This is a genomic window from Neisseria sp. HMSC067G12, assembly GCF_001812725.1.
Classification (GTDB): Bacteria; Pseudomonadota; Gammaproteobacteria; order Burkholderiales; family Neisseriaceae; genus Neisseria; species Neisseria perflava.
Map to the genome: position 1 here is coordinate 79,711 of NZ_KV810192.1, position 23,405 is coordinate 103,115.

Genomic DNA, 23,405 nt, shown 5'->3' on the forward strand with positions numbered 1-23,405 from the left:
CGGTAGAATGTTGCGATTATAACGATTTTGTTAACATTCAAACAGGACGCACACAATGTGGCACATTGTCGCCATCGGCTACCTTTTTGTTGCCGTGATGTTTTCCGCCGCGCAGCCGAGTATTGCACGCGCGTTGATTTATTTGGTTTTTTGGGCAGTGTTGCCCACCGTGTTCACGGTCTTCGTCGTGACCATCCGCCGCCGCAACCGCCTGATGAAACGGCAGGAGCAGGCGGAGTTTGAAGCGGCTCGCCAAAAGGCGGTACAGACGGATGAAAAACAGGACGGAAAGGTATAAAATCCCTTTTCAGACGGCCTCTTATCCGCTATAATCCGTCAGTTTTCCATTTCGGAAACACTCTTTTATTTTTTAAAACTTATGCCCACTTTCGCCGAAGGGTGCTTGACAATAGGCGCCGCCTATCAAGTTCTATGCGATTGAATGTGTGCTCTTTAACCCTTTCAAGGAAATAACATGTCTCAAATTACTATGCGTCAGATGATTGAAGCCGGTGTTCACTTCGGTCACCAAACCCGTTTCTGGAACCCGAAAATGGCTCAATACATTTTCGGTGCGCGCAACAAAATCCATATCGTAAACTTGGAAAAAACCCTGCCGATGTTCCAAGAGGCGCAAGAAGCCGTACGTCGTCTGGTTGCCAACAAAGGTACAGTATTGTTCGTAGGTACTAAACGCCAAGCCCGCGACATCATCCGCGAAGAAGCTACCCGTGCCGGTATGCCTTTCGTTGATTACCGCTGGTTGGGTGGTATGCTGACTAACTACAAAACCGTTAAGCAATCCATCAAACGCCTGGAAGAAAAAACTGCTGCCCTGGAAAACGCTGCTGAAGGCGGTTTCAACAAAAAAGAAATTCTGGAAATGCAACGCGACGTTGAAAAACTGGAACGTTCTTTGGGCGGTATCAAAAACATGAAAGGCCTGCCTGACGCGATTTTCGTTATCGATACCGGCTACCAAAAAGGTACTCTGGTTGAAGCTGAAAAACTGGGCATCCCTGTTATCGCCGTAGTCGATACCAACAACAGCCCTGACGGCGTGAAATACGTTATCCCTGGTAACGATGACTCCGCTAAAGCTATCCGCCTGTACTGCCGCGGCATCGCTGACGCAGTTTTGGAAGGCAAAAACCAAGCGCTGCAAGAAACTGTAGCCGCTGCCCAAGAAGCTGCTGCCGAGTAATTCGGTACACAGAAGAGGGGCGTTATGCCCCTTTTCTCAAATCCCGTTCTGAAATCCGTTTCAGACGGCCACTATTTCCAAACACGGCAATGGCCGTGTTCCCAAAAATCTAGGAGATTCAAAATGGCAGAAATTACTGCAAAAATGGTTGCCGACCTGCGCGCCGCTACCGGCCTGGGCATGATGGAATGCAAAAAGGCCTTGGTTGAAGCTGAAGGCAACTTCGACAAAGCCGAAGAAATCCTGCGTATTAAATCTGGTGCGAAAGCCGGTAAACTGGCTGGCCGTACTGCTGCCGAAGGCGTATTGGCTTACGCGATCAACGGCAATGTCGGCGCATTGGTTGAAGTAAACTGCGAAACCGACTTCGTTGCTAAAGACGCCGGCTTCGTAGAATTTGCCAACTTCGTTGCTAAAACTGCTGCCGAGAAAAAACCGGCTTCTGTTGAAGAACTGAGCGAACTGGTTGAAGCAGAACGCAAAGCCATCATCGCTAAATTGGGCGAGAACATGTCTGTTCGCCGCTTCCAAGTGATCGACACTGCCAACCAACTGGTTGCCTACATCCACGGTGCTTTGGCTACCGAAGGCGTATTGGTTGAGTACAAAGGCTCTGAAGACGTAGCACGCAAAATCGGTATGCACATCGTTGCCGCTAAACCACAATGCGTAAGCGAAGCCGAAGTAGATGCTGAAACCGTTGAAAAAGAACGCCACATCTACACCGAGCAAGCTATCGCTTCTGGCAAACCTGCCGACATCGCCGCTAAAATGGTTGAAGGCCGTATCCGCAAATTCTTGGCTGAAATCACTCTGAACGGCCAAGCATTCGTGATGAACCCTGACCAAACTGTTGCCCAATTCGCTAAAGAAAACGGCACTGAAGTGATCAGCTTCGTACGCTACAAAGTAGGCGACGGTATCGAGAAAGCTGTTGTTGACTACGCAGCCGAAGTTGCTGCCGCTGCTAAAGTGTAAGGCACTTATGAAAAAGAAAGCACCTAGATTCCAAACGAATCAGGGTGCTTTTTTTTGAGAAAACCGTTTACGGTACCTATTTTAAGACGACCGAATATAAAGGCCGTCTGAAAACAAAACAATAATAGAACGACACACCATATCATTGTAATCCGACCGTTTGAAATTCAGACGGCCCAACTCCGACCGACGACATTCAAGAAAGCAAGGTATCCCATGACACAGCAAATCAAATACAAACGTGTATTACTGAAACTCTCCGGCGAATCCCTGATGGGCTCTGATCCATTCGGCATCAATCACGATACCATCGTTCAAACTGTCGGCGAAATTGCCGAAATCGTGAGAATGGGCGTGCAAGTCGGTATCGTTGTCGGCGGCGGTAACATTTTCCGCGGCGTATCTGCACAAGCAGGCAGCATGGACCGCGCCACTGCCGACTACATGGGCATGATGGCAACCGTGATGAACGCGTTGGCACTCAAAGACGCATTTGAAACCTTGGGCATCAAAGCGCGTGTTCAATCCGCACTGTCTATGCAGCAAATCGCTGAAACGTACGCTCGTCCTAAAGCCATTCAATATTTGGAAGAAGGCAAAGTCGTGATTTTTGCCGCCGGTACCGGTAATCCGTTCTTCACGACCGACACTGCCGCCGCATTGCGCGGTGCGGAAATGAACTGCGACGTGATGCTCAAAGCCACCAACGTCGACGGCGTGTACACCGCAGACCCGAAAAAAGATCCATCAGCAACACGCTATGAAACCATTACTTTTGACGAAGCCTTGTTGAAAAACCTCAAAGTGATGGATGCCACCGCTTTCGCCCTCTGCCGCGAACGCAAGCTCAATATTGTGGTATTCGGTATTGCTAAAGAAGGCTCGCTCAAACGCGTGGTAACCGGCGAAAACGAAGGTACACTGGTTCACTGCTAATCATTGAAAGGCCGTCTGAAACAGTCGAACGGGATACATTCGGCTTTCAGACGGCCTTTTATTTTCAGTCGGTTGCGTAGGCATTGGCTCATGGTTTGAAAAGGTTAAGAACCTGCTTGACCATAATGCCCAACCGACAATTCGATAACAAAAGGATACTCCATGAATATCACCGTCTTGGCTGTCGGCACGAAAATGCCGCGTTGGGTGGATGAAGCCGTCGGCGAGTACGCCAAACGCTTCGGGCGCGATGTCAATTATGCGCTGAAAGAAATCAAGCCGGAAAAACGCGGCGCGGGTGTGAATGCGGCTCAGGGCATGGCGGCTGAAGAAAAACGCCTGCTGGAAGCCATACCGCAGGGCGCGTTTTTGGTGGTATTGGACGAACGCGGCAAAGCGCCGACTTCGGTCGAATTGGCGCAATATTTAAAAAGCTGGCAGCAAAACGGTGAACATGTCTGCTTTATTATTGGCGGCGCAGACGGCATGACCGACCGATTGAAACAGCAGGCAAACGTGATGATGCGCCTTTCCAGCCTGACCTTGCCGCACGGCATGGTGCGCGTTTTATTGACCGAGCAACTTTATCGCGCCGTTTCGATTTTGCACAATCATCCGTATCATCGGGAATAATCCGTTTTGATTGCTAGGATAAGACGGCAATGCCGCCTTGTCGGTTTAAAGCGGGGTTGAACCTGCTTTCAGACGGCCTGATTTTTCCGCATGAATCCTTTATAATCGTTTCTTTGATAAATCAACATCTTTCGGGAGAACCCAAATGTCCGATTTCCGTCAAGACTTCCTCAAATTCGCTTTGGCACAAAACGTGTTGAAATTCGGCGAATTTACAACCAAGGCCGGCCGTCAGTCGCCTTATTTTTTCAATGCCGGTTTGTTCAATGACGGCGCATCGACTTTGCAACTGGCGAAGTTTTACGCCGAAGCCATTATTGCCAGCGGCGTGAAGTTCGATATGCTGTTCGGCCCAGCCTATAAAGGCATTATTTTGGCGGCGGCAACAGCGATGATGTTGGCGGAAAAAGGCGTAAACGTACCGTTTGCCTACAACCGCAAAGAAGCCAAAGACCACGGCGAGGGTGGTGTGTTGGTGGGCGCGCCTTTGAAAGGCCGCGTGCTGATTATCGATGATGTAATTTCCGCCGGTACATCCGTGCGCGAGTCAGTCAAACTGATTGAGGCCGAAGGCGCAACGCCTGCCGCAGTGGCCATTGCGCTCGACCGCATGGAAAAAGGTACAGGCGAATTGTCGGCGGTGCAGGAAGTCGAAAAACAATACGGCCTGCCGGTGGTTTCGATTGCCAACCTGAACGACTTGTTCACGCTCTTGCAAAACAATGCCGAATTTGGCGGCTTCTTCGAGCCGGTCAAAGCCTATCGCGAACGTTACGGCGCGGTTTAAACCGTAACATTATGCTCAGGTCGTCTGAAAACTGTTTCAGACGGCCTGAAACATTGGCTAAAATATATTTTTGATTCAATACACTTACGGAAAATACTCATGCCTGCTTGTTCTTGTCCTCATTGTAAAACACCGCATTGGGTGAAAGATGCCCAGTTGAACGTGGCGCAGGGTTTCGTGGTCTGCACGCGTTGTTCGGGGATGTTTAAGGCCAAGGATTATCTGTCGGGCAACCTGCCGGCCGATCCGGCCCATTTGCCTGTGGCAGTAACGGATGTGCGCCTCGTGCATAACATCGGTGCGCAAATCCTCAAGCATTCCAAACTCTCGCGCAAAGAAATTTCTGATTTGCTCAACAGCGCACTCAAGGAAGAGCCTAAGGCGGAAGAGCAGGCGGCTGTCAAAGCTCGCAAGGACGGTTTCAACTGGACTTTGGCATCGTTGATTGCGCTGACGGTTTTGATTATGCAACTCTTTTATCTTGCCCTGCTATGAGTACCATCGCCCATTTTGTCGCCAGCTTTCGTGAGGCCGCGCCCTATATCCAATATTTGCGCGGCAAAACCATGGTGGTCGGCGTGACCGACAGCCTGTTGGAAGGCGAAACCCTGATTCGTTTGGCCGCAGATTTGAATCTGTTGGCCAGCTTGGGCTTGCGTTTGGTCTTGGTGCACGGTTCGCGGCATTTGCTCGATAAATTGGCTTCGGGTCGGAATTTTGTTCCGAAATACAGCGGCAACCGACGGATTACCGATGAAGCGACCCTGATGGAAGTGAAGCAGGTGGCGGGAATTATCCGCAGCGATATCGAAGCCGCCTTGTTCAGCAGCGTATCTGCACAACAACGGAGCAAGCCGCCGGTTATCGCGTGCGGCAACTTTATTACCGCCCGTCCGTTGGGCGTTATCGACGGCGTGGACATGGGCTATACCGGTACCGTCCGCAAAATCGACGCGGAAGAAATCCGTTTGCGCTTGGATGGCGGCGCGGTGGTGCTTATCAGCCCTTTGGGACATTCGTACAGCGGCAAAACCTTCAATCTGAGCATGTGCGAAACCGCTCAGGAAGTGGCCATGGCTTTGCAGGCGGAGAAACTGGTTTTCTTGACCGAAGAAGCCGGTATCCGCCGCTCCGACGGCTCGTTGGCCAATACGTTGTCTGTCGGCGAAGTGCAGGAATTGGTGCGCGGCAATCCCGATGCGCCGGTTGATTTGCTCCATGCAGCAGTGTGCGCACTGGAAAACGGCGTATCGCGGGTGCAGATTCTCAACGGCCGCGAAGACGGTAGCCTGTTGCGCGAGCTGTTTACCCGCGAGGGCAGCGGTACATCTATTGCCCGTGAGCCGTTTGTTTCCATCCGTCAGGCACGCAGCGACGACATTCCGCACATCATCACCTTAATCCGTCCGTTGGCGGAACAAGGCATCTTGTTACACCGCAGCCGCGAGTATTTGGAAAACCATATTTCCAGTTTTTCCGTATTGGAACACGATCAAAACATTTACGGCTGCGTGGCGTTGAAAACCTTTTCCGAGCCTGATTGCGGCGAATTGGCCTGTCTGGTGGTGTCGCCCGAAGCGCGTGACGGCGGCTACGGCGAATTGCTGTTGGAACATCTGTTTCAAAAAGCACGCGCCTTAAATATTAAAACGCTCTTCGCCTTATCCACGCATACGGGCGAATGGTTTGTCGAACGGGGCTTTCAGACGGCCTCAGCCGATGACCTGCCTGCCGAACGTCTGCAGGAATACAATGCCAACGGCCGCAATTCCAAAGTATTTGTTTATGACTTGCAGGCCGTCTGAAAAGTTTGAATAGTCTAAGTCGTTTAAAAAAGGGGCTCTAGTTACCTAGCCCCTTTTATTCATTTAATTTCTATGGCGAATATTTTAATATCATTTAGATCCTGCTGAGAATTCAAATCCCCATCCATAATATTGGCTACAATCTGCATGTCCATTAAAGAAATTAATATCTTTACGGACAGACATTTGTAACTCATCAAAATCGATCGTTGCAATAGCACAGAATGTACGAGAGTCAGTTTGTTTTCCCATTTCAACTACAATTTCAGGTTGGTTAGGAACTTTGACTGTAACAATTGCATCGGATTCAGCCCATTTGGCAGCACCTTCATAAATGAAGCAATAAATAACCAAGCGCTGTAAATCTTTGATTCCCTTAGGATTGACGAGAATATTTTCTCCTTCTGATGAGCTCCCATTTCTGTCGTCACCACAATGCCATACCCAAGGGGCTTGTGTATAGCATCCTTGGCGAGTAAGGCGATCTTTGGAACCACCTTGACCTTTGGAGAATTGCAGACCGTCAATGAGTGAGGCTGTACCGTCTTTCAATTCCCAGTAGCAGCCTAAATCCAGGTCAATTTCTTTATTGGAGCCAAATAAGCTACCAAAAAAGCCTGTTGGTTTTTGTTGTGTCCAATTTAAGTTGATTGTAATTTGTTGATCTGTTGCCTTAGAAAGGTTAATTTTGTGAGAATCCCCTTTTTTTTCTAAGGTAATTTTACTTAATGAAACCATCTCTAATTCCTCCAATTAGCCCACATTTACACCATATTGTTGGCAAAGGGCATGTAATCCACCAGCGTATCCCTGACCGATTGCACGGAATTTCCATTCACCGTTATGGCGATAAATTTCACCAAAAACCATTGCAGTTTCAGTACTGTAGTCCTCAGAAAGATCGAAGCGTACAATTTCATCACTAGTATCGTTGTTGACAATACGTACAAATGCATTGCTTACCTGGCCAAAGTTTTGGCGACGAGCTTCTGCATCATGAATAGTTACTGTAATAAAAAGAGATTTAATATTGTTCTGAACTTTATCTAAGCAAACAATAATGCTTTCATCATCACCTTCGCCACTGCCTGTCAGATTATCCCCCATATGTTCTACACCACCACAAGGTGATACCAGTTGGTTATAGAAAATAAAATGACTATCAGAAGGTACTTTACCATTTTCTGTTGTCATGAATACGCTTGCATCTAAGTCAAAATCTTGTCCGTCAGTAGAACGGGCATCCCATCCTAAACCGACTAAAACATTTTTTAGACTTGGATCTGTTTTACTTAATGAAACGTTTTGACCTTTAGTTAATGAAATTGCCATATTATAATTCTCCAGTTTTTGTTGGTTAACAAATCTTATATACCTGCCATTTGAACGACAATAAGTCGCCCACCTTCACCTTTTTTCAGTAAAATTTTGGTTCCTTCTTCTAGTTTTACTTTTCCTCCTATCGGAATGGATTGCTTAGTATTAACATCTACCATATCAGGAAGATTTTCATTAATTAGCCACCAATGCTCTTGATGCAAGAGGAAATAGCCAGTACGTTTTGCATCTTCTGCCTTTAATTTTTCATTTGGAAATATTCGGTTATCTGAATGCCATTTAAAAAGAGATTGTCCACTATAAACCATAATTCGGTGGTTATCTGGACGATAACTTCCATTAGGAGCAGCAGAATATAAATTCAATACAGGTAATTTACCTTGATGTGCGGTACCACAAAATGGACATTTAGGTGATTTAGAATTATCGAAAGCGTACCATTTTTGCTCACAATTTGAATTACTACAAGGCTGTAGTAGATCAACGGTTTTGACTAATGCTTGTTCCCATTCATCTGCAGCAGGACGGGATGATGGATTATGTAAGCCATCTACAAATGCTCGTTTAAATAATTCACTCAAATAAGGTCCTGTAATAGTGTAGGGTATTTTTTGTGTGTCTTTCCAAGGTAGTTCACTGGATTTAACACTATTGATTTTTATACGATTACTATGATCAGTTGGATGCTCAATAAATAAAGCTTTTTCTCCCATTCCCAATTCTTCATCATGTTGACTATCATTCATATCAAATACTTTATCTCCACGTAAAGGATGGCGATAGAGTAAATACATATAAATTAAAACAGCTAAGGCGTGTAGATCCGTTGTTCGACTAGGTAGTTTACGTTTAGGATCGTTTTTATCTAAATATTGAGTGGCAACTACTTCAGGAGCAATGAAATCAGGAGTTCCTACAACAGTTGGTGGGTGTTTGCCTGGTACAACTAAACCATCAATATCAATTAAGCTTGCCTGTCCTGTTGTGGGATCAATTAAACAGTTCTTATAACCTAAATCACTATGACTTAACCCTGCCATATGCATTCGGCGAACAGCACGAGCAAGCATCAAGCAGACTTTAAGGTGTAGCATCCAGTCGCCCAATTCTCTAGGATCAAGAAATTTATTACGATTAGACGCACTGGCGAACCATTTACCATCTTTGTCTTTGCCTTTGATACCTAACATATCATCATTGCGGCTACCATATTGAAAGAAAAAACAATCACGATAAAAAGGGCTAACAACACCTAACTTACCTTGATGTTCTACAACTGCGGTTGGCCAGCAGAATAATTTTTTTAGATATTCTCCACCTTCTTGATTAAATATTTTTTCACGATAAGTCCCTGTAATCATTTCAAGACGTTCTTTTGTTGATAGATCAGCAGGTTCACGGAAGAAAGCAACAACATAATCTTTATTAGGGGAAAACATTACATCTTTCATACCACCTTGAGCTTTTATTTCATCAATAAATTGAATAGTTTCCCCATTTGTTGCAGTGAGCGTAATAATTTTACTCATTATTTTGCTCCTTCTTGAACTTGCACATCACTTTTTTTATGGAGTGTGATAGGTTTTGTTTCATTATTCTGTGTAATGTTGCTTGTTTTTATATCTTCATTTTCTCCTTGTTCTTTTTCATCCAATTGCAGATTCATCTCATCAATTACAGATGAAATGTTGACTAAATTTTCTTTTTCTGATGCAGAATGAGTAATGCGTTGCCATACTAACTGAGGAATAAACATTGCTAAAGTTCGGTCATCGTGTTCACCTTTTGAGAAGAAATCAAGCCATTCTTCAAGGGATTTCTCTGGTTTTTCAGATTGCAATGGTATATGTAATTCTAGCCAAAATTTTTGCCAAGTTTCAAAAGAGTTTAGCTGAATATCTGTATGAAATTTGGGGTCAGAAACACCATCAGTCATTAATATTAAGATAGGAGGAGAATCACGAACATCCGTATAAATTCTGGCAAGGATATTATCGGCATTGGCTTCTATTCTTGTTAAAAATTGGGTTTCTCCTGAATACAACCCTGAGTCGACTTCACCGAGTAAGCGAACATTTTTAGTAGCTGGGTCAAAAATTGCGGCAGCTCCATCTCCAATCCAATAACAAGCGGTAAACCATTTTCCATCAATTAAAGGCAATGTGAATGCAATTAATAATGTGCAAGAAAGTGATTTAAGTTCAATAGCTGCGTCTATAGCTTCCTTTTCTTGTGCAAAATAAGCGGCTTGAACAGCTTCTTTAAACATTGCTTTAGTAATATAAGCGAGTTCTTGTTCATTTTTCTGAGAAAGTTTCTGATAGTCTTTACCTTCAATATTCAGTAGTTCCAAAACTTTATGTTGTGCAGCATTAACTGCTAGTTTTGAGCCTTGTCGGGAAAATTCGGCACTTCCAGCACCATCTGAGACAGCAAGGAAATGTACTTTTGATTTTTCATGATATGCGATTGTAAAATCATCATCGCAACAAGTCCCTTTCATTGCGTGAGTACGACCGCGCATACGGGCAGCAATTAATTGTCCACTTTCAGTCGTGATTTTGTCACTGGTACTATCAGGTTTCCAAAATCGACAGTTTTTATCTGAGGGGATGTTCTTCCATAAATATTTAGGATTTGGGTTAATAAAAATACTTGAGTACACAGTATTTCCATCATCAAGTTGAAAAGTCAGCAAAAACTCACCACTCTTTGTTGGTATTCCTTCTAAAATTTGTTTTTCCGGATTCCATACTAATCCAATTTCATCTTCTAGCTTGATAGATTGAATTAGTGGTAACTCATCAGCTTTCTGATAAAAATAAAGCTCGTCTTGCTTCGCATTTGGAAGTGATATTATGAGACTTTTTTGATGTATTGGCGTAGCGGTTGTTGGTTGTACTATCAACATTTTATTTTCCAATAATATTATGTTCTTTGAATCTTGAAAGCGTTGCCACATTTCATAAATGTGAGAAATAAGCGTTTGATTTTGGCTGGCAAAGGCATCAAGATATTTTTCATCTGCTTGATTCAACCAAGATTTAAATTTTTCTAATTGTTCGGTTGAATTCATCGTTAACCCCTTGCTCGAGTAATATCAAAATCAGTGCTTGTAGTTTCAAAATACAACGTTTCATTGCAACCTGGGCAAATGACTTCTTTTTCCCCATTAGCACAGAAAATTTGACCACAGTTACACATACATAATCCAAAGGCAGCACCACAATGTGGGCAACCTCCACATCCCCAAAGTTGAGATGTCGAAATTTTGCTATAATTTGGGCGATGATCAGACCAATCTTCATAGTCTTTTTCTACAGGATAAACACCAACATATTGGAACATTGCGTTATCAAATGGGCTATGTTCAATTCGCTCATATTTTATTAAATAAGGTAACTTTACTTTACTACATTTACCAACGATAATGGCATAGTTCTCATCTAAAGCAACAGCTTGCTCTTTGTTTTTAATTAAAGAAATTGTACCATCTTCCAAAATTTCTCTATTAAGGGAAATAGGAGATTCCATACCTAATGAACGGCTTTGACTTAAAATTGAATCAGCAATAGATTCACATAAGGTACGATAGACTTTTTCAATATCATCATCATCAAGTCGATAAGTTAGGTCACTAATCTTATTTAACGTATCAAGATTGGCAAATTTACCAATACCAATATTGATAAGCTTTGCTTTATTGCGAAAATGCTGTTGCCAGCGAGAAATTGCTTGAGTCGGATCATCTGTTGGTGAACCATCAGACATTATATAAACTAGAGGTTTCCAATCACCTTTTTTCTCCGGTGTACTATAAATAATATTTTTTTCTAAACAATCCATAAGGTGGTTAAGCGCAGCTCCAATAGATGTTCCAGAACCAATTGGTAAGCGAGGAGGATAAAAATTCATTAATTCTGTCAATGGGGAAAGTGTCCCTGCAGCTCCCGCAAAGGCTATAACAGAAAGATGAACTGATTCTAAAGCATAGGGATCTCTACGGAGTTGATTAATAAGACGACTAATGCCTTCTTGCATTTGACGAATATTTTCTCCAATCATACTTTCAGAAATATCAACGACAAGATAAACAGGTAAGCGGCGCATAATTTTTCCTACAATACGATATTAATTTCATCTGGTGGTGGAGGTAGATCATTATTACTTACTGCACCGACGCTCACACTGGTTTGAGCAACAGATGCTGAAACCCATTGGAAGAACTGAGCAAAGCTATTCGCATCCATAGTATCTAATGACACAACAGTATCTGTTAGTTTTTTCAGTATATTTGGATCTGCCTTGGGTCCTGCTGCACAAGCAACAATGTTGCCAAAGTTTAAGGATTTGAGTTGTGGAATAGCTTGTTCATAAGCGAATGTATCTGATGGCTTACCGTCTGTTAGTAGAATTAGAATAGGGCGCCAGTCACCTTTTTGATTAGGTGTTGCAAGAATACGATTTTTTTTAACTTCTAGCACTATTTCCTCAAGCATTTTCCCTAGAAAGGTAGCTCCACTGTCTGGGCAAGTAATTGTTGGCAAAACCACATCTTCAAGGGCGGTAAGTGGGAGTACATTTTTTATTTGAGTATCAAATGTCGAAATTGAGAGGTATACGCTTTCCAGTGCATAAGGGTTTTGCCTTAAAGCTGAAAGTAATGATTGTAAGCCCACGTTGACTGCTTCGATTGGCTCTCCTTTCATAGAGCCTGATGTGTCAATGCAAATATAAGTGAGTAATCTTCTAGACATAATAGATCACCACATAACTTATAAAACAATATTTAATTCTGGTGGAGGGGGAGGTAAATCGCCCAGCCCGCCCACATCTTTTTTGTTTAGATCAACTTTTTGACTTGATACAGAAATAGATGCGGATACCCATTTAAAGAAAGCTTTAATCGAATTGGCATCAGCAGTATCTAAAGAAACAACATTCTCTGTAATTTGTTTTAATACATTAGTATCTGCTCCAGCTCCTGCAGCACAAGCAACAAACGTACCTGTTTTTATGGTTTTTAAAGTGTCAATTCCTTTTTGTAAATCATCTGTTGGTACACCATCTGAGAGTAGAAAAATAACAGGCTTCCAGTCGCCTTTTACTTCCATGGATCCTTTTTGAACCTCACGATTAATACAATCTGTTAATAACGTTAATGCTTCTCCCATAGAAGTTAAACCTGATGCTTCAATAGTTGGAAGTTGGAAACTAATGAGTTCCGTTAGTGGAATAATTTGTTCTGCTTTACTATGGAAGGTAATAATGGATAAATAAGCAGTTTCTAACGCATAAGGATCTTGACGTAATGCAGAAACAAGCATTTGTAAACCATTGCGAACCGATTCAATAGCTTCTCCCATCATGGAGCCTGAAGTATCAACTAATAAATAAACGGGTAAACGACGCATAATTTTTTCCTTAATAGCAACTTTGTGCTGATATACCATTTTTACGGTTTAATTTCATTGCAGCTTCACAAGCTGAACGCGATTGTTTTCCTGCACAATTTTGATTAAACCAATTTATCATTTGAGAATGTTTAGTAACTTTTTGGTTATAATCATTTACAGATTTAACTGAGTTTTGATTAACATAAGCATTTTGAAGTGAATTGCCTAGCCATTTTGCTTGATTGTAGGTCTTAACACATTTTTCCATAAGTGCATCACTAATTACAGGAACATAGCCATGAGTAGAAGATGCTGGAGGAGTACTATAGTAATGATTAGCGTCAACACTGTTTGCAATAAAATAGGCAATTAGTAAGATAAGCCTTTTTGTGATCATAGATCAATTTTCTCCTTGTTTAGGGAAAACAAATGATGCAATGACACCCAAAAGCAATACACTTAACACAATATATAAGCTTACATTTGCAGAAATATGGACTCCTGTATCAAATACAGCGTGGTTCCAAGATTGAAGTCCCATTTTGGCACCAATAAAAAATAATAATGCAATAACCGCCTTTTCTAAATGAACAAGGTATTTTGTTAGGGCTGCAAGGATAAAATAGAGACTACGTAACCCAAGAATCGCAAAAATCATTGCAGCGTAAACTAACAGCGGTTCTTGAGTTACTGCTATAACTGCAGGGACAGAGTCAAATGCAAAAGCAATATCGGACGTTTCAATTGCCATTAAACATAAGAATGCGGGGGTTGCATATCGGAAACCTTGGCGAGTAACAAAGGTAATTTGTTCCGTATTTAATTCACTGTGTTTAATAAAGAATTTTTCTTGAACTAATTTAGGAAAAATGGGTATCATTTTTCCAATTAATCGAACGCTCCAGTGATGGGTATAATCTTCAATTTCTTCTTCGCTATCATTTCCACTTTGAAGCATTTTCCAACCACTCCAAAGTACAAATGCAGCAAAAATAAACCCTACCCAAGGACTGGCAGCAAATAACCCAGTACCAATAACAACGAAGATTGCTCGGAATATTAATGCGCCTAAAATGCCCCAATAGAGAATGCGATGTTGGAGATGATCTTTAATTCCAAAAGAAGCAAAGATAGCAACAAATACCATTAAATTATCTATAGATAAACTTTTTTCAAGTACATATCCTGCAAGATAAAGATCAGCCCACTCAGATTCGAAGCGAATATACAAGTAAATATAAAATGCTAAAGCAAGTGAAATCCAAAATATTGACCAAAGTGCAGCATTTTTTACTGTAATTTCTTTGCTATGGCGATGAGAAATTAAATCGATATAAACCGAAAATAAAATAACGGAAAAGAATACGATGATGACTTCTAGTGGGAAACCAAAATGGTGCATAATTAATCCTTTGAGTTTATGAAACTTCATTGAGAGAAGTTCTTATGAAGATTTTAAATATTCAAATAAAGTATAATTGAAATAAACAATGGATAAGGAAGATACTTACGACAACAGAGATAACACCAATACGTCCACCGTTGTGTTGGTATGCACCGAAGTGTTGTACATCTGTTTTTTCAAGCAAAGCAAAACGACGGAATGAGATTTTTTCTCCGATTGTAGCTGTTGCAGATACGTATGCTGCTTCAAGAGTTTCACCTGAAGGCATTGTCAAAGCAAGAGCTTCTTCGTTGTTAGCTGGTTTACCTTCAGCGATGACTTTCGCTGTTGCGTTCTGAGTAAATCTTACTCTTTCTTGTAAGATATTATTAAGGTAGCACTCAGATAGAAAGCTAAGTTAAGGGGCATACAACTAAATCTGCCAGGTAATCGATTGTTGGGCTACCGAGAATTGTTATGTCTACTTCAAATCATTTGAGTCTAAAAACGAAGTGCAAGCAGCTTAAAACTTAAAGGATCTATTCAATTAATATTATTTATTATCCTAATAAGTTCCATAAATTATTGATTTTTAAATATGTGAAAATTACCAGCTAAATAATTAAATTAGGTTAGATTTTATGCAAATTTAATTGTTAGGGCTAGTAACAAATAGGACAAAGTAATACCTATTTTCGATAAAAACTATTCAATTTGAAAGGAATAAATTAGATGGGGATGCATGATAAAATTCGTGTAATGAGAGAACTTTTTCAATTATCTCAAGAAGATATGGCAGGGAGAATGAATATGTCACCTAGTGGTTACGCTAAAATTGAACGAGGTCAAACTCGTTTACAATACGATAAGTTAGTGAGAATTGCTCAGATTTTTAATATGAATTTGTCAGACTTAGTCGATGATGACAAAGGTGTTATGTTTTTTATGAATGAGAATAGGGATAATACGTTAGGAAGTGAGCATAGCGATCGCCGTACTACTCTTTTTGAAATTGAAAAATTAAAATTACAACTTCTTCATAAGAATGAGTTATTAGAGCAGAAAGAAAAAGAATTGGAATCTCTTAGAAAGATGCTTAGATTACTGGAGAAAGTAAGATAAGGGTTCTGAAGTAACTGTTATAGTTCAAATAATTAAGAAAAATCTATGTTGAAAATCATCTCTGCCAACGTCAACGGCATCCGCTCCGCCTATAAAAAAGGTTTTTACGAATACATTGCCGCATCGGGCGCGGACATTGTCTGCGTGCAGGAACTGAAAGCTCAAGAAGCCGACCTGTCAGACGATATGAAAAATCCGCACGGTATGCACGGCTACTGGCATTGCGCCGAAAAGCGCGGTTACAGCGGCGTGGCGGTGTACAGCAAACGCAAGCCCGACAATGTGCAAATCGGCATGGGCATTGAAGAATTTGACAGGGAAGGCCGTTTTGTCCGTTGCGATTTCGGCAAGTTGTCGGTAATTTCGCTGTATCTGCCCAGCGGCAGCAGCGCGGAAGAGCGCCAACAAGTGAAATACCGCTTTTTGGACGCGTTCTATCCCATGCTCGAAGCCATGAAAAACGAAGGGCGCGACATCGTCGTCTGCGGCGACTGGAATATTGCCCACCAAAACATCGACTTGAAAAACTGGAAAGGCAATCAGAAAAATTCGGGCTTCTTGCCTGAAGAGCGCGAATGGATAGGCAAAGTCATCCACAAGCTCGGTTGGACGGATATGTGGCGCACACTTTATCCCGATGTACCGGGCTATACCTGGTGGAGCAACCGCGGACAAGCGTATGCGAAAGATGTCGGGTGGCGCATCGATTATCAGATGGTTACGCCGGAGCTGGCTGCCAAAGCCGTTTCCGCACATGTTTATAAAGATGAAAAATTCTCGGATCACGCCCCTTTAGTTGTGGAGTATGACTATGTTGCCGAATAAGTTTTTTGGTAAGTACGACTGGAATATAAACAGTAAAACCGGCGTAGGTGCGGTTTGGGTTGTGGCGGCATTTGTGCTGCCTATGCTGGTGTGGGCAATATTTATGCTGGCGCGGATGTCCGGCTGGGTTGCGCCGACCAAGGCCAATCCGACATGGGCGTTGGTGTGGCTGCTGTTTTCCCTGCCTTGCCTGCTGATTGCGGCCAAATGCTTTGCTTGGAGGGGCTGGCGGCTGATTGCCAACATCGTACTTTGTCTGGCGACTTGTGCCATTCTCAGCGTGCCAGCCGCCTTGTTGATCGCATTTACACTCAACGACTTGCTCAAATAGGCCGTCTGAAATGCAGAGCTTCGAACTCGAAGAAATGGCACTGTTTCTGATACGCGATGCGGATGAAGCGGAAATGTGGATAGACCGCTGGGCGGTCAGCTATCCGATTGTCCAAACTGCCGAAGCCGATAGTCGGCAAACCGTTTCCGAATGGCAACACGCCATTCAGACGGCCTTTGAGCATATCGTCAGCAGAAATATTGCCGTAGTGGCTCATGGTGTTGGTGTGTCTGCATTTTTGGCATGGCTGTACCAAGCCGACATCCTGACGCAAAAACGCCTGACCAATATTATTTTGGTCTCGCCGCGTCCCGAAGCTTTTCCCGAAGACGAAATCCATTCGTTCCAACGCGTCCGCTGTCCTTGTCGTACGGCGTTTGTCATCGCCGAAACAAACGGTACGCCACGCGATTGGGCGCAAGAACAGGCCGACCGCTGGCAGGCGCGTCTGCTTCAATCGCCGCATTCCGGCCAGTTAAACGGCGCGCTCGGCGGCTGGCAATGGGGCATGAAGCTGATGCAGGAAATGTTGTTGAGTAAGTAGTGTAGCAGTATCTATTAATATTAATAAACGAAGGCCGTCTGAAACCTATATGTATTTCAGACGGCCTTTGTTTGCAAATATCATGTTAAATATAATTAAAAGAAACTATTCTCATTTCTTTTATGAGGCAATATAATTCGGTTGTTTCGTTAAATTGAGTATAAAAATGCAAATACCATTTCATTTAGCTTTATTACCCACGTTGATTATTGCTTCCTTCCCTGTCGCTGCCGCCGATACGCAGGACAATGGTGAACATTACACCGCCACCCTACCCACCGTTACCGTGGTCGGATAGTCCGACACCAGCGTACTCAAAGGCTACATCAATTACGACGAAGCCGCCGTTACCCGCAACGGACAGCTCATCAAAGAAACGCCGCAAACCGTTGATACGCTCAATATCCAGAAAAACAAAAATTACGGCACGAACGATTTGAGTTCCATCCTCGAAGGCAACGCCGGTATTGACGCTGCCTACGATATGCGCGGCGAAAGCATTTTCCTGCGCGGCTTCCAAGCCGATGCATCCGATATTTACCGCGACGGCGTGCGCGAAAGCGGACAAGTGCGCCGCAGCACCGCCAACATCGAGCGCGTGGAAATCCTGAAAGGCCCGTCCTCCGTGCTTTACGGGCGTACCAACGGCGGCGGTGTCATCAACATGGTCAGCAAATACGCCAACTTCAAACAAAGCCGCAACATCGGAGCGGTTTACGGCTCGTGGGCAAACCGCAGCTTGAATATGGACATCAACGAAGTGCTGAACAAAAACGTCGCCATCCGCCTCACCGGCGAAGTCGGGCGCGCCAATTCGTTCCGCAGCGGCATAGACAGCAAAAACGTCATGGTTTCGCCCAGCATTACCGTCAAACTCGACAACGGCTTGAAATGGACGGGGCAATACACCTATGACAATGTGGAGCGCACACCCGACCGCAGCCCGACCAAGTCCGTGTACGACCGCTTCGGACTGCCTTATCGCATGGGTTTTGCTCACCCGAACGATTTTGTCAAAGACAAGCTGCAAGTCTGGCGTTCCGATCTTGAATACGCCTTCAACGACAAATGGCGTGCCCAATGGCAGCTCGCCCACCGTACGGCGGCGCAGGATTTCGACCATTTCTATGCAGGCAGCGAAAACGGCATCCGCATCAAGCGCAACTACGCCTGGCAGCAGACCGACAACAAAACCCTGTCGTCCAACTTCACGCTCAATGGCGACTACCACATTGGGCGTTTTGAAAACCACCTGACCGTAGGCATGGACTACAGCCGCGAACACCGCAACCCGACATTGGGTTTCAGCCGCGCCTTTACAGCCTCCATCAACCCCTACGACCGCGCAAGCTGGCCGGCTTCGGGCAGGCTGCAACCCGTCCTCACCCAAAACCGCCACAAAGCCGACTCCTACGGCATCTTTGTGCAAAACATCTTCTCCGCCACGCCCGACTTGAAATTCGTCCTCGGCGGCCGTTACGACAAATACACCTTTAATTCCGAAAACAAACTCACCGGCAGCAGCCGTCAATACAGCGGCCATTCGTTCAGCCCCAACATCGGCGCAGTGTGGAACGTAACGCCTGCCCACACGCTCTACGCCTCGTATAACAAAGGCTTCGCACCTTATGGCGGACGCGACGGCTATTTGAGCATCGACACTTCGTCTTCCGCCGTGTTCAACGCCGATCCCGAATACACCCGCCAATACGAAACCGGCGTGAAAAGCAGTTGGCTGGACGACCGCCTCAGCACCACATTGTCCGCCTACCAAATCGAACGCTTCAATATCCGCTACCGTCCCGACGCGCAAAATGATCCCTACACTTGGGCTGTCGGCGGCAAACACCGTTCGCGCGGTGTGGAACTGTCCGCCATCGGACAAATCATCCCCAAAAAACTCTACCTGCGCGGTTCGTTGGGCGTGATGCAGGCGAAAGTCGTTGAAGACAAAGAAAATCCCGACCGCTTGGGCATCCATTTGGACAACACCAGCAACGTTACTGGCAACCTGTTCTTCCGTTACACGCCGACCGAAAACCTCTACGGCGAAATCGGCGTAACCGGTACGGGCAAACGCTACGGCTACGATTCAAGAAACAAAGAAGTCACCACGCTTCCCGGCTTCGTCCGAACCGACGCCATGCTCGGCTGGAACCGCAAAAACCTGAACCTCACTTTCGCCGTCGGCAATCTGTTCAATCAAAAATATTGGCGTTCGGATGCCATGCCGGGTAATCCGCGCGGCTATACTTCCCGGGTAAATTACCGTTTCTGATGAAATCAGGCAAAGGCCGTCTGAAAATAAGGCTATGATCTAAGCCATATTTCAGACGGCCTTTTATAAAGGTTGAAATAAAACTAAACACATTTTTTCACTCAAATCGAACACACCTCCAACAAAATGCCATAAAATCCGCCCATTGATTTGAATGTAAAGAGATACCTATGAAACTGAAAACCTTAGCTTTGACTTCATTGACCCTGTTGGCATTGGCCGCTTGCGGCAAACAGGCGGAAACCAGCGTTCCGGCAGACAGCGCCCAAAGCAACACATCCGCTCCGGCAGCCCCTGCCGCATTGACCGAAGGTGTCAATTACACCGTATTGTCCAATCCGATTCCGCAACAGCAGGCCGGCAAAATCGAAGTATTGGAATTCTTCGGCTACTTCTGCCCGCATTGCGCCCATCTTGAGCCGGTTTTGAGCGAGCACATCAAAACGTTTAAAGACGATACCTATATGCGCCGGGAGCATGTCGTTTGGGGTGATGAAATGAAACCTTTGGCACGTTTGGCGGCCGCAGTGGAAATGGCCGGTGAATCAGATAAAGCCAACAGCCATATTTTCGATGCGATGGTTAACCAAAAAATTAACTTGGCCGATACCGATACCCTGAAAAAATGGTTGTCCGAGCAAACCGCGTTTGACGGTAAAAAAGTATTGGCTGCATTTGAAGCGCCCGAAAGCCAAGCGCGTGCGGCTCAAATGGAAGAGTTGACCAATAAATTCCAAATCAGCGGTACACCAACCGTTATCGTCGGCGGCAAATACCAAGTTGAATTTAAAGACTGGCAGTCCGGCATGACCACGATTGACCAGTTAGTGGACAAAGTACGCGAAGAGCAGAAAAAGCCGCAATAAGTTGAGGATTGAATAAGCAAGGATTTCGCGCTCCTTCCACTTCGTTTTCCTTTACTATGCTGAAAGATCCAAACAATGTGTGATTACTGTTCTGACCTGCGACCTACCGTTCGTATCAGGGTTCCGAAAGAATTATCGCAAATGTTACTGCGAGCCTCTGATCGTTTAGCAGACGGCACGCTCATCGACATTACCCCAGCCTACGCCAAAGTTTATGGTCCCAGCCTTGATTTTGCTAAAACCATTGCCAATAGCGGTTACATTACCCATACTGATTCTCAGGGTAATCGTGACATATATGGTTGGAACGATTTCGTGGTACATTATTTTCAATGTACGCACTGCAATGCCGTTTTCAGTCTTGGTGCCGAAACCTACCATGGTAGTGGTGGCCAATGGGAAATGTTGGAAGAGGCATCGGTACGCTATGAAAATCCTTAAAAGGAATAGATTTCATAGTTATATGTGAATAGTAATTCTTGCTAGAGTAAAAATAAAAACGCCGTCTGAAACTTTTCAGACGGCGTTTTCTGTCAAATTAGCTTACAAACCCGGGAACATACCTTTCATTCCCTTCATGCCTTTGGCCAAACGCATCAGTTTGCCCAAACCGTTGCCACTGAACATCTTCATCATTTGTTGCATTTGTTCAAACTGTTTGAGCAATTTATTCACTTCCTGCACGGTCGTACCCGCACCCATTGCAATACGGCGTTTGCGGCTGGCTTTGAGCAGGGCGGGGTTGGCGCGTTCTTTAGGGGTCATCGAATTGATGATGGCTTCCACTTTGCCCATCGCTTTTTCGGCTGTGCCTTCGGGGATTTGTTTCGATATTTGACCCAGTTCGCCCGGCATTTTTGACATCAGGTTTTCCAAGCCGCCCATATTGCGCATCTGCTGGATTTGTTCTTTAAAGTCGTTGAGGTCGAAGCCTTTGCCTTTTTGCAGCTTTTTCGCCATTTTGGCGGCGGCTTCTTCATCAATACCTTTTTGAACGTCTTCAATCAGGGTCAATACGTCGCCCATGCCGAGGATACGGCTGGCAAGACGGTCGGGGTGGAAAGGTTCGAGGCCGTTGATTTTTTCGCCGACGCCGATAAATTTAATCGGTTTGCCGGTTACATGGCGTACGGACAATGCCGCACCGCCGCGCGAGTCGCCGTCCATCTTGGTCAATACAACACCGGTCAGCGGCAGGGCTTCATTAAATGCCTGAGCAGTGTTCACTGCATCTTGACCTAACATGGCATCGATGACGAACAAAGTTTCAACCGGGTTGACCGCCGCATGAAGCGCTTTGATTTCGTTCATCATCTCTTCATCGATTGCCAAGCGGCCGGCGGTATCGACCATCAATACATCGTAAAAATGTTTTTTGGCGTAATCAACAGCGGCAGTTGCAATCTCAACCGGTTTTTGGTTGGTATCGGATGGGAAAAAGTCCACGCCGACCTGTTCGGCCAACAGACGCAGCTGTTCAATCGCGGCAGGGCGGTAAACGTCGGCGGATACCACCAAGACTTTTTTCTTCTGATCGTTTTTCAGCAGGCGGGCGAGCTTGCCGACGGTTGTTGTCTTACCGGCACCCTGCAAACCGGCCATCAAAACGATGGCAGGCGGTGAAACCGATAAATCCAGCGTTTTGTTTTCCTTGCCCATCAGTTCGATCAAGGCTTGGTTAACCACGCCGATAAAGGCTTGGTCAGGCGTCAGGCTGCCGACGACTTCTTGACCAAGGGCCTGTTCTTTGACTGTGTTGACGAATTCTTTAACGACGGGCAATGCAACGTCGGCTTCCAGCAGAGCAAGACGAACCTCGCGCAAGGCTTCTTTAATATTGTCTTCGGTCAGCGTTGATTGGCCGCGAATATTTTTAAGTACCTTGCTGAAGCGGTTGGTCAGGTTGTCTAACATACTTATCCTTGATAATGAGAATAGCTGCCCAATACAGGGCATTCTTTGTTAAAATAAAATTGGGATTATTTTACACGATAGTCCGAAGTTATGCTTCAAGAACACAAACACGCACACCAAGGCCGTCTGAAACCCTGCCGGCCGTACGTCAAGTGTTCATAGTATCTATTGAGAAAGATATTTATGCCGATTGTCTTAATTTGCCTGATGCTGGTGTATGCCGGATTGGGCGCATTTTCCTGGTTGCAACATAAAAAGCACAATAATAAATCTTACCCGCTGAAAACCGAGCTGCTGATTTTGAGTGGCGCATTATTGGTACATGGCGCAGCATTGATGTTCCCGGTATTGCAGGATAGGGTATTGATTACCGGTTTCGGCTATTCACTCAGCCTGATAGTCTGGTTGATGCTGATGATGTACTGCTTAGGCAGCTTCTTTTATTGTCTGCGCGGTGTGCAACTCTTATTGTATCCCTGTGCCGCATTGACCTTATTGCTGGGTTTCCTTTTTCCGGGAGATTTCACAGGTCGTCAAATCGTAGACTTATTGCCGCTGTCGCACATTGCATCATCATTGCTTGCATACGGACTATTTGGCATCGTTACCTTATTTGCCATCCTAATCCTTTTAATCAACCGTAATTTGCACAAACGCCGTTTTTCCGCATTGGTCAGCTTTTTGCCGCCTTTATTAAGTTTGGAGAAACTCATGTTCCAAGGTATTTGGGCAGGTTTCATTTTATTGACCTATTCCGTTATCAGCGGTACGTTTTTTGCAGAAGCCGTTTTCGGCAAACCCATGACCTTCACGCATAAAACCATCTTCAGTATTATGTCGTGGCTGATTTATGGCGCATTATTGTTGAAACACAGCATGACCGCATGGCGCGGCAAAAAAGCCGCCGTTTGGACTATTGTCGGATTTGTCAGTCTGATTTTTGCCTATGTAGGCAGTAAATTTGTCCTAGAAATTGTCCTTCAACGTATTGGATAAATAGAAACCATAAAAAAAGGCCGTCTGAAAGAGCATTTCAGACGGCCTTTAGTTTGTATTTTTTTGTA

At 44.6% G+C, this 23,405-nt stretch carries 26 protein-coding genes and 1 pseudogene; 16 read left to right on the top strand and 11 right to left on the bottom strand.

Features of this window, described 5'->3' with window-relative positions; genetic code table 11:
• Nucleotides 1–55: 55 nt before the first annotated feature.
• From HMPREF2871_RS03735 to argA, 8 genes are all read left to right on the top strand, one after another.
• The gene (locus HMPREF2871_RS03735) at nt 56–298 is read left to right on the top strand and encodes a hypothetical protein (protein WP_004520263.1); all 243 of its coding nucleotides are present in this window, start codon (nt 56–58) and stop codon (nt 296–298) included.
• 177 nt (nt 299–475) lie between these two features.
• Nucleotides 476–1,204 (top strand): 30S ribosomal protein S2, encoded by a 729-nt coding sequence (gene rpsB / locus HMPREF2871_RS03740; protein ID WP_002230071.1) that lies wholly within the window; start codon nt 476–478, stop codon nt 1,202–1,204.
• 123 nt (nt 1,205–1,327) lie between these two features.
• Complete coding sequence (gene tsf / locus HMPREF2871_RS03745; RefSeq protein ID WP_002223203.1) at nt 1,328–2,182, top strand: translation elongation factor Ts; 855 nt, start codon at nt 1,328–1,330, stop codon at nt 2,180–2,182.
• A gap of 216 nt (nt 2,183–2,398) precedes the next feature.
• Nucleotides 2,399–3,118, top strand: a complete 720-nt coding sequence (pyrH, locus tag HMPREF2871_RS03750; RefSeq protein WP_003708812.1) for a UMP kinase — start codon at nt 2,399–2,401, stop codon at nt 3,116–3,118.
• 162 nt (nt 3,119–3,280) lie between these two features.
• Nucleotides 3,281–3,751, top strand: a complete 471-nt coding sequence (rlmH, locus tag HMPREF2871_RS03755; protein WP_049343758.1) for a 23S rRNA (pseudouridine(1915)-N(3))-methyltransferase RlmH — start codon at nt 3,281–3,283, stop codon at nt 3,749–3,751.
• A 145-nt stretch (nt 3,752–3,896) separates the two neighbouring features.
• Entirely contained in the window at nt 3,897–4,538 is a 642-nt protein-coding gene (pyrE, locus tag HMPREF2871_RS03760) for an orotate phosphoribosyltransferase (RefSeq protein ID WP_003682682.1), read from the top strand.
• 99 nt (nt 4,539–4,637) lie between these two features.
• A complete protein-coding gene (locus tag HMPREF2871_RS03765) occupies nt 4,638–5,033 on the top strand; it encodes an MJ0042-type zinc finger domain-containing protein (RefSeq protein ID WP_049343759.1) in 396 nt (131 codons plus the stop codon).
• Nucleotides 5,030–6,343, top strand: a complete 1,314-nt coding sequence (argA, locus tag HMPREF2871_RS03770; protein WP_049343762.1) for an amino-acid N-acetyltransferase — start codon at nt 5,030–5,032, stop codon at nt 6,341–6,343. The genes HMPREF2871_RS03765 and argA overlap by 4 nt, the downstream gene beginning before the upstream one ends.
• 90 nt (nt 6,344–6,433) lie before the next feature.
• On the opposite strand, the gene HMPREF2871_RS03775 is transcribed toward argA, so the two are convergent.
• The 10 genes from HMPREF2871_RS03775 to HMPREF2871_RS12070 all read right to left on the bottom strand — a co-directional run bounded on the left by HMPREF2871_RS03775 (nt 6,434) and on the right by HMPREF2871_RS12070 (nt 14,731).
• Nucleotides 6,434–7,081, bottom strand: coding sequence for a TerD family protein (locus tag HMPREF2871_RS03775; RefSeq protein ID WP_049343764.1), 648 nt, complete (start codon nt 7,079–7,081; stop codon nt 6,434–6,436).
• A gap of 15 nt (nt 7,082–7,096) precedes the next feature.
• Entirely contained in the window at nt 7,097–7,675 is a 579-nt protein-coding gene (locus HMPREF2871_RS03780; RefSeq protein WP_049343766.1) for a TerD family protein, read from the bottom strand.
• A 35-nt stretch (nt 7,676–7,710) separates the two neighbouring features.
• Nucleotides 7,711–9,210: a helix-hairpin-helix domain-containing protein gene (locus HMPREF2871_RS03785; RefSeq protein WP_049343768.1), complete on the bottom strand. Its 1,500-nt coding sequence runs from the start codon at nt 9,208–9,210 to the stop codon at nt 7,711–7,713.
• Nucleotides 9,210–10,757: a PP2C family serine/threonine-protein phosphatase gene (locus HMPREF2871_RS03790; RefSeq protein ID WP_049343770.1), complete on the bottom strand. Its 1,548-nt coding sequence runs from the start codon at nt 10,755–10,757 to the stop codon at nt 9,210–9,212. The genes HMPREF2871_RS03785 and HMPREF2871_RS03790 overlap by 1 nt, the downstream gene beginning before the upstream one ends.
• Before the next feature lie 2 nt (nt 10,758–10,759).
• Nucleotides 10,760–11,791, bottom strand: coding sequence for a TerY-C metal binding domain-containing protein (locus tag HMPREF2871_RS03795; protein WP_049343772.1), 1,032 nt, complete (start codon nt 11,789–11,791; stop codon nt 10,760–10,762).
• An 8-nt stretch (nt 11,792–11,799) separates the two neighbouring features.
• Nucleotides 11,800–12,438 (bottom strand): vWA domain-containing protein, encoded by a 639-nt coding sequence (locus tag HMPREF2871_RS03800; RefSeq protein ID WP_079453969.1) that lies wholly within the window; start codon nt 12,436–12,438, stop codon nt 11,800–11,802.
• Nucleotides 12,439–12,456: 18 nt separating this feature from the next.
• A complete protein-coding gene (locus HMPREF2871_RS03805; RefSeq protein WP_049343775.1) occupies nt 12,457–13,095 on the bottom strand; it encodes a vWA domain-containing protein in 639 nt (212 codons plus the stop codon).
• Between the two features lie 10 nt (nt 13,096–13,105).
• Nucleotides 13,106–13,474, bottom strand: coding sequence for a hypothetical protein (locus tag HMPREF2871_RS11345; protein WP_070649296.1), 369 nt, complete (start codon nt 13,472–13,474; stop codon nt 13,106–13,108).
• A gap of 3 nt (nt 13,475–13,477) precedes the next feature.
• Nucleotides 13,478–14,479 (bottom strand): TerC/Alx family metal homeostasis membrane protein, encoded by a 1,002-nt coding sequence (locus HMPREF2871_RS03810; protein WP_049343777.1) that lies wholly within the window; start codon nt 14,477–14,479, stop codon nt 13,478–13,480.
• Between the two features lie 105 nt (nt 14,480–14,584).
• On the bottom strand, nt 14,585–14,731 hold the full coding sequence (locus HMPREF2871_RS12070; protein WP_234395090.1) for a hypothetical protein: 147 nt from the start codon (nt 14,729–14,731) through the stop codon (nt 14,585–14,587).
• A gap of 462 nt (nt 14,732–15,193) precedes the next feature.
• Here HMPREF2871_RS12070 and HMPREF2871_RS03815 point away from each other — a divergent pair, with 462 nt between their 5' ends.
• From HMPREF2871_RS03815 to HMPREF2871_RS03845, 7 genes and pseudogenes are all read left to right on the top strand, one after another.
• Nucleotides 15,194–15,583: a helix-turn-helix domain-containing protein gene (locus tag HMPREF2871_RS03815; protein WP_049343779.1), complete on the top strand. Its 390-nt coding sequence runs from the start codon at nt 15,194–15,196 to the stop codon at nt 15,581–15,583.
• Between the two features lie 45 nt (nt 15,584–15,628).
• Complete coding sequence (locus HMPREF2871_RS03820; protein ID WP_003684015.1) at nt 15,629–16,408, top strand: exodeoxyribonuclease III; 780 nt, start codon at nt 15,629–15,631, stop codon at nt 16,406–16,408.
• Nucleotides 16,395–16,739, top strand: coding sequence for a hypothetical protein (locus HMPREF2871_RS03825; protein ID WP_049343781.1), 345 nt, complete (start codon nt 16,395–16,397; stop codon nt 16,737–16,739). The genes HMPREF2871_RS03820 and HMPREF2871_RS03825 overlap by 14 nt, the downstream gene beginning before the upstream one ends.
• 10 nt (nt 16,740–16,749) lie before the next feature.
• Nucleotides 16,750–17,283: an alpha/beta hydrolase gene (locus HMPREF2871_RS03830; protein WP_049343783.1), complete on the top strand. Its 534-nt coding sequence runs from the start codon at nt 16,750–16,752 to the stop codon at nt 17,281–17,283.
• A 166-nt stretch (nt 17,284–17,449) separates the two neighbouring features.
• A pseudogene (locus HMPREF2871_RS03835) lies at nt 17,450–19,561 on the top strand (TonB-dependent receptor).
• Between the two features lie 170 nt (nt 19,562–19,731).
• Nucleotides 19,732–20,427 (top strand): thiol:disulfide interchange protein DsbA/DsbL, encoded by a 696-nt coding sequence (locus HMPREF2871_RS03840; protein ID WP_003749428.1) that lies wholly within the window; start codon nt 19,732–19,734, stop codon nt 20,425–20,427.
• Between the two features lie 141 nt (nt 20,428–20,568).
• Nucleotides 20,569–20,868 (top strand): hypothetical protein, encoded by a 300-nt coding sequence (locus HMPREF2871_RS03845; RefSeq protein ID WP_079453970.1) that lies wholly within the window; start codon nt 20,569–20,571, stop codon nt 20,866–20,868.
• Between the two features lie 102 nt (nt 20,869–20,970).
• Here HMPREF2871_RS03845 and ffh read toward each other — a convergent pair whose 3' ends face one another.
• Nucleotides 20,971–22,341, bottom strand: coding sequence for a signal recognition particle protein (ffh, locus tag HMPREF2871_RS03850; RefSeq protein WP_004520277.1), 1,371 nt, complete (start codon nt 22,339–22,341; stop codon nt 20,971–20,973).
• 183 nt (nt 22,342–22,524) lie between these two features.
• Here ffh and ccsA point away from each other — a divergent pair, with 183 nt between their 5' ends.
• Nucleotides 22,525–23,337 carry a cytochrome C assembly family protein gene (ccsA, locus tag HMPREF2871_RS03855; RefSeq protein ID WP_049343788.1) on the top strand — a complete coding sequence of 271 codons (813 nt, stop codon included), beginning with the start codon at nt 22,525–22,527 and terminating at the stop codon, nt 23,335–23,337.
• Nucleotides 23,338–23,405: the final 68 nt, after the last annotated feature.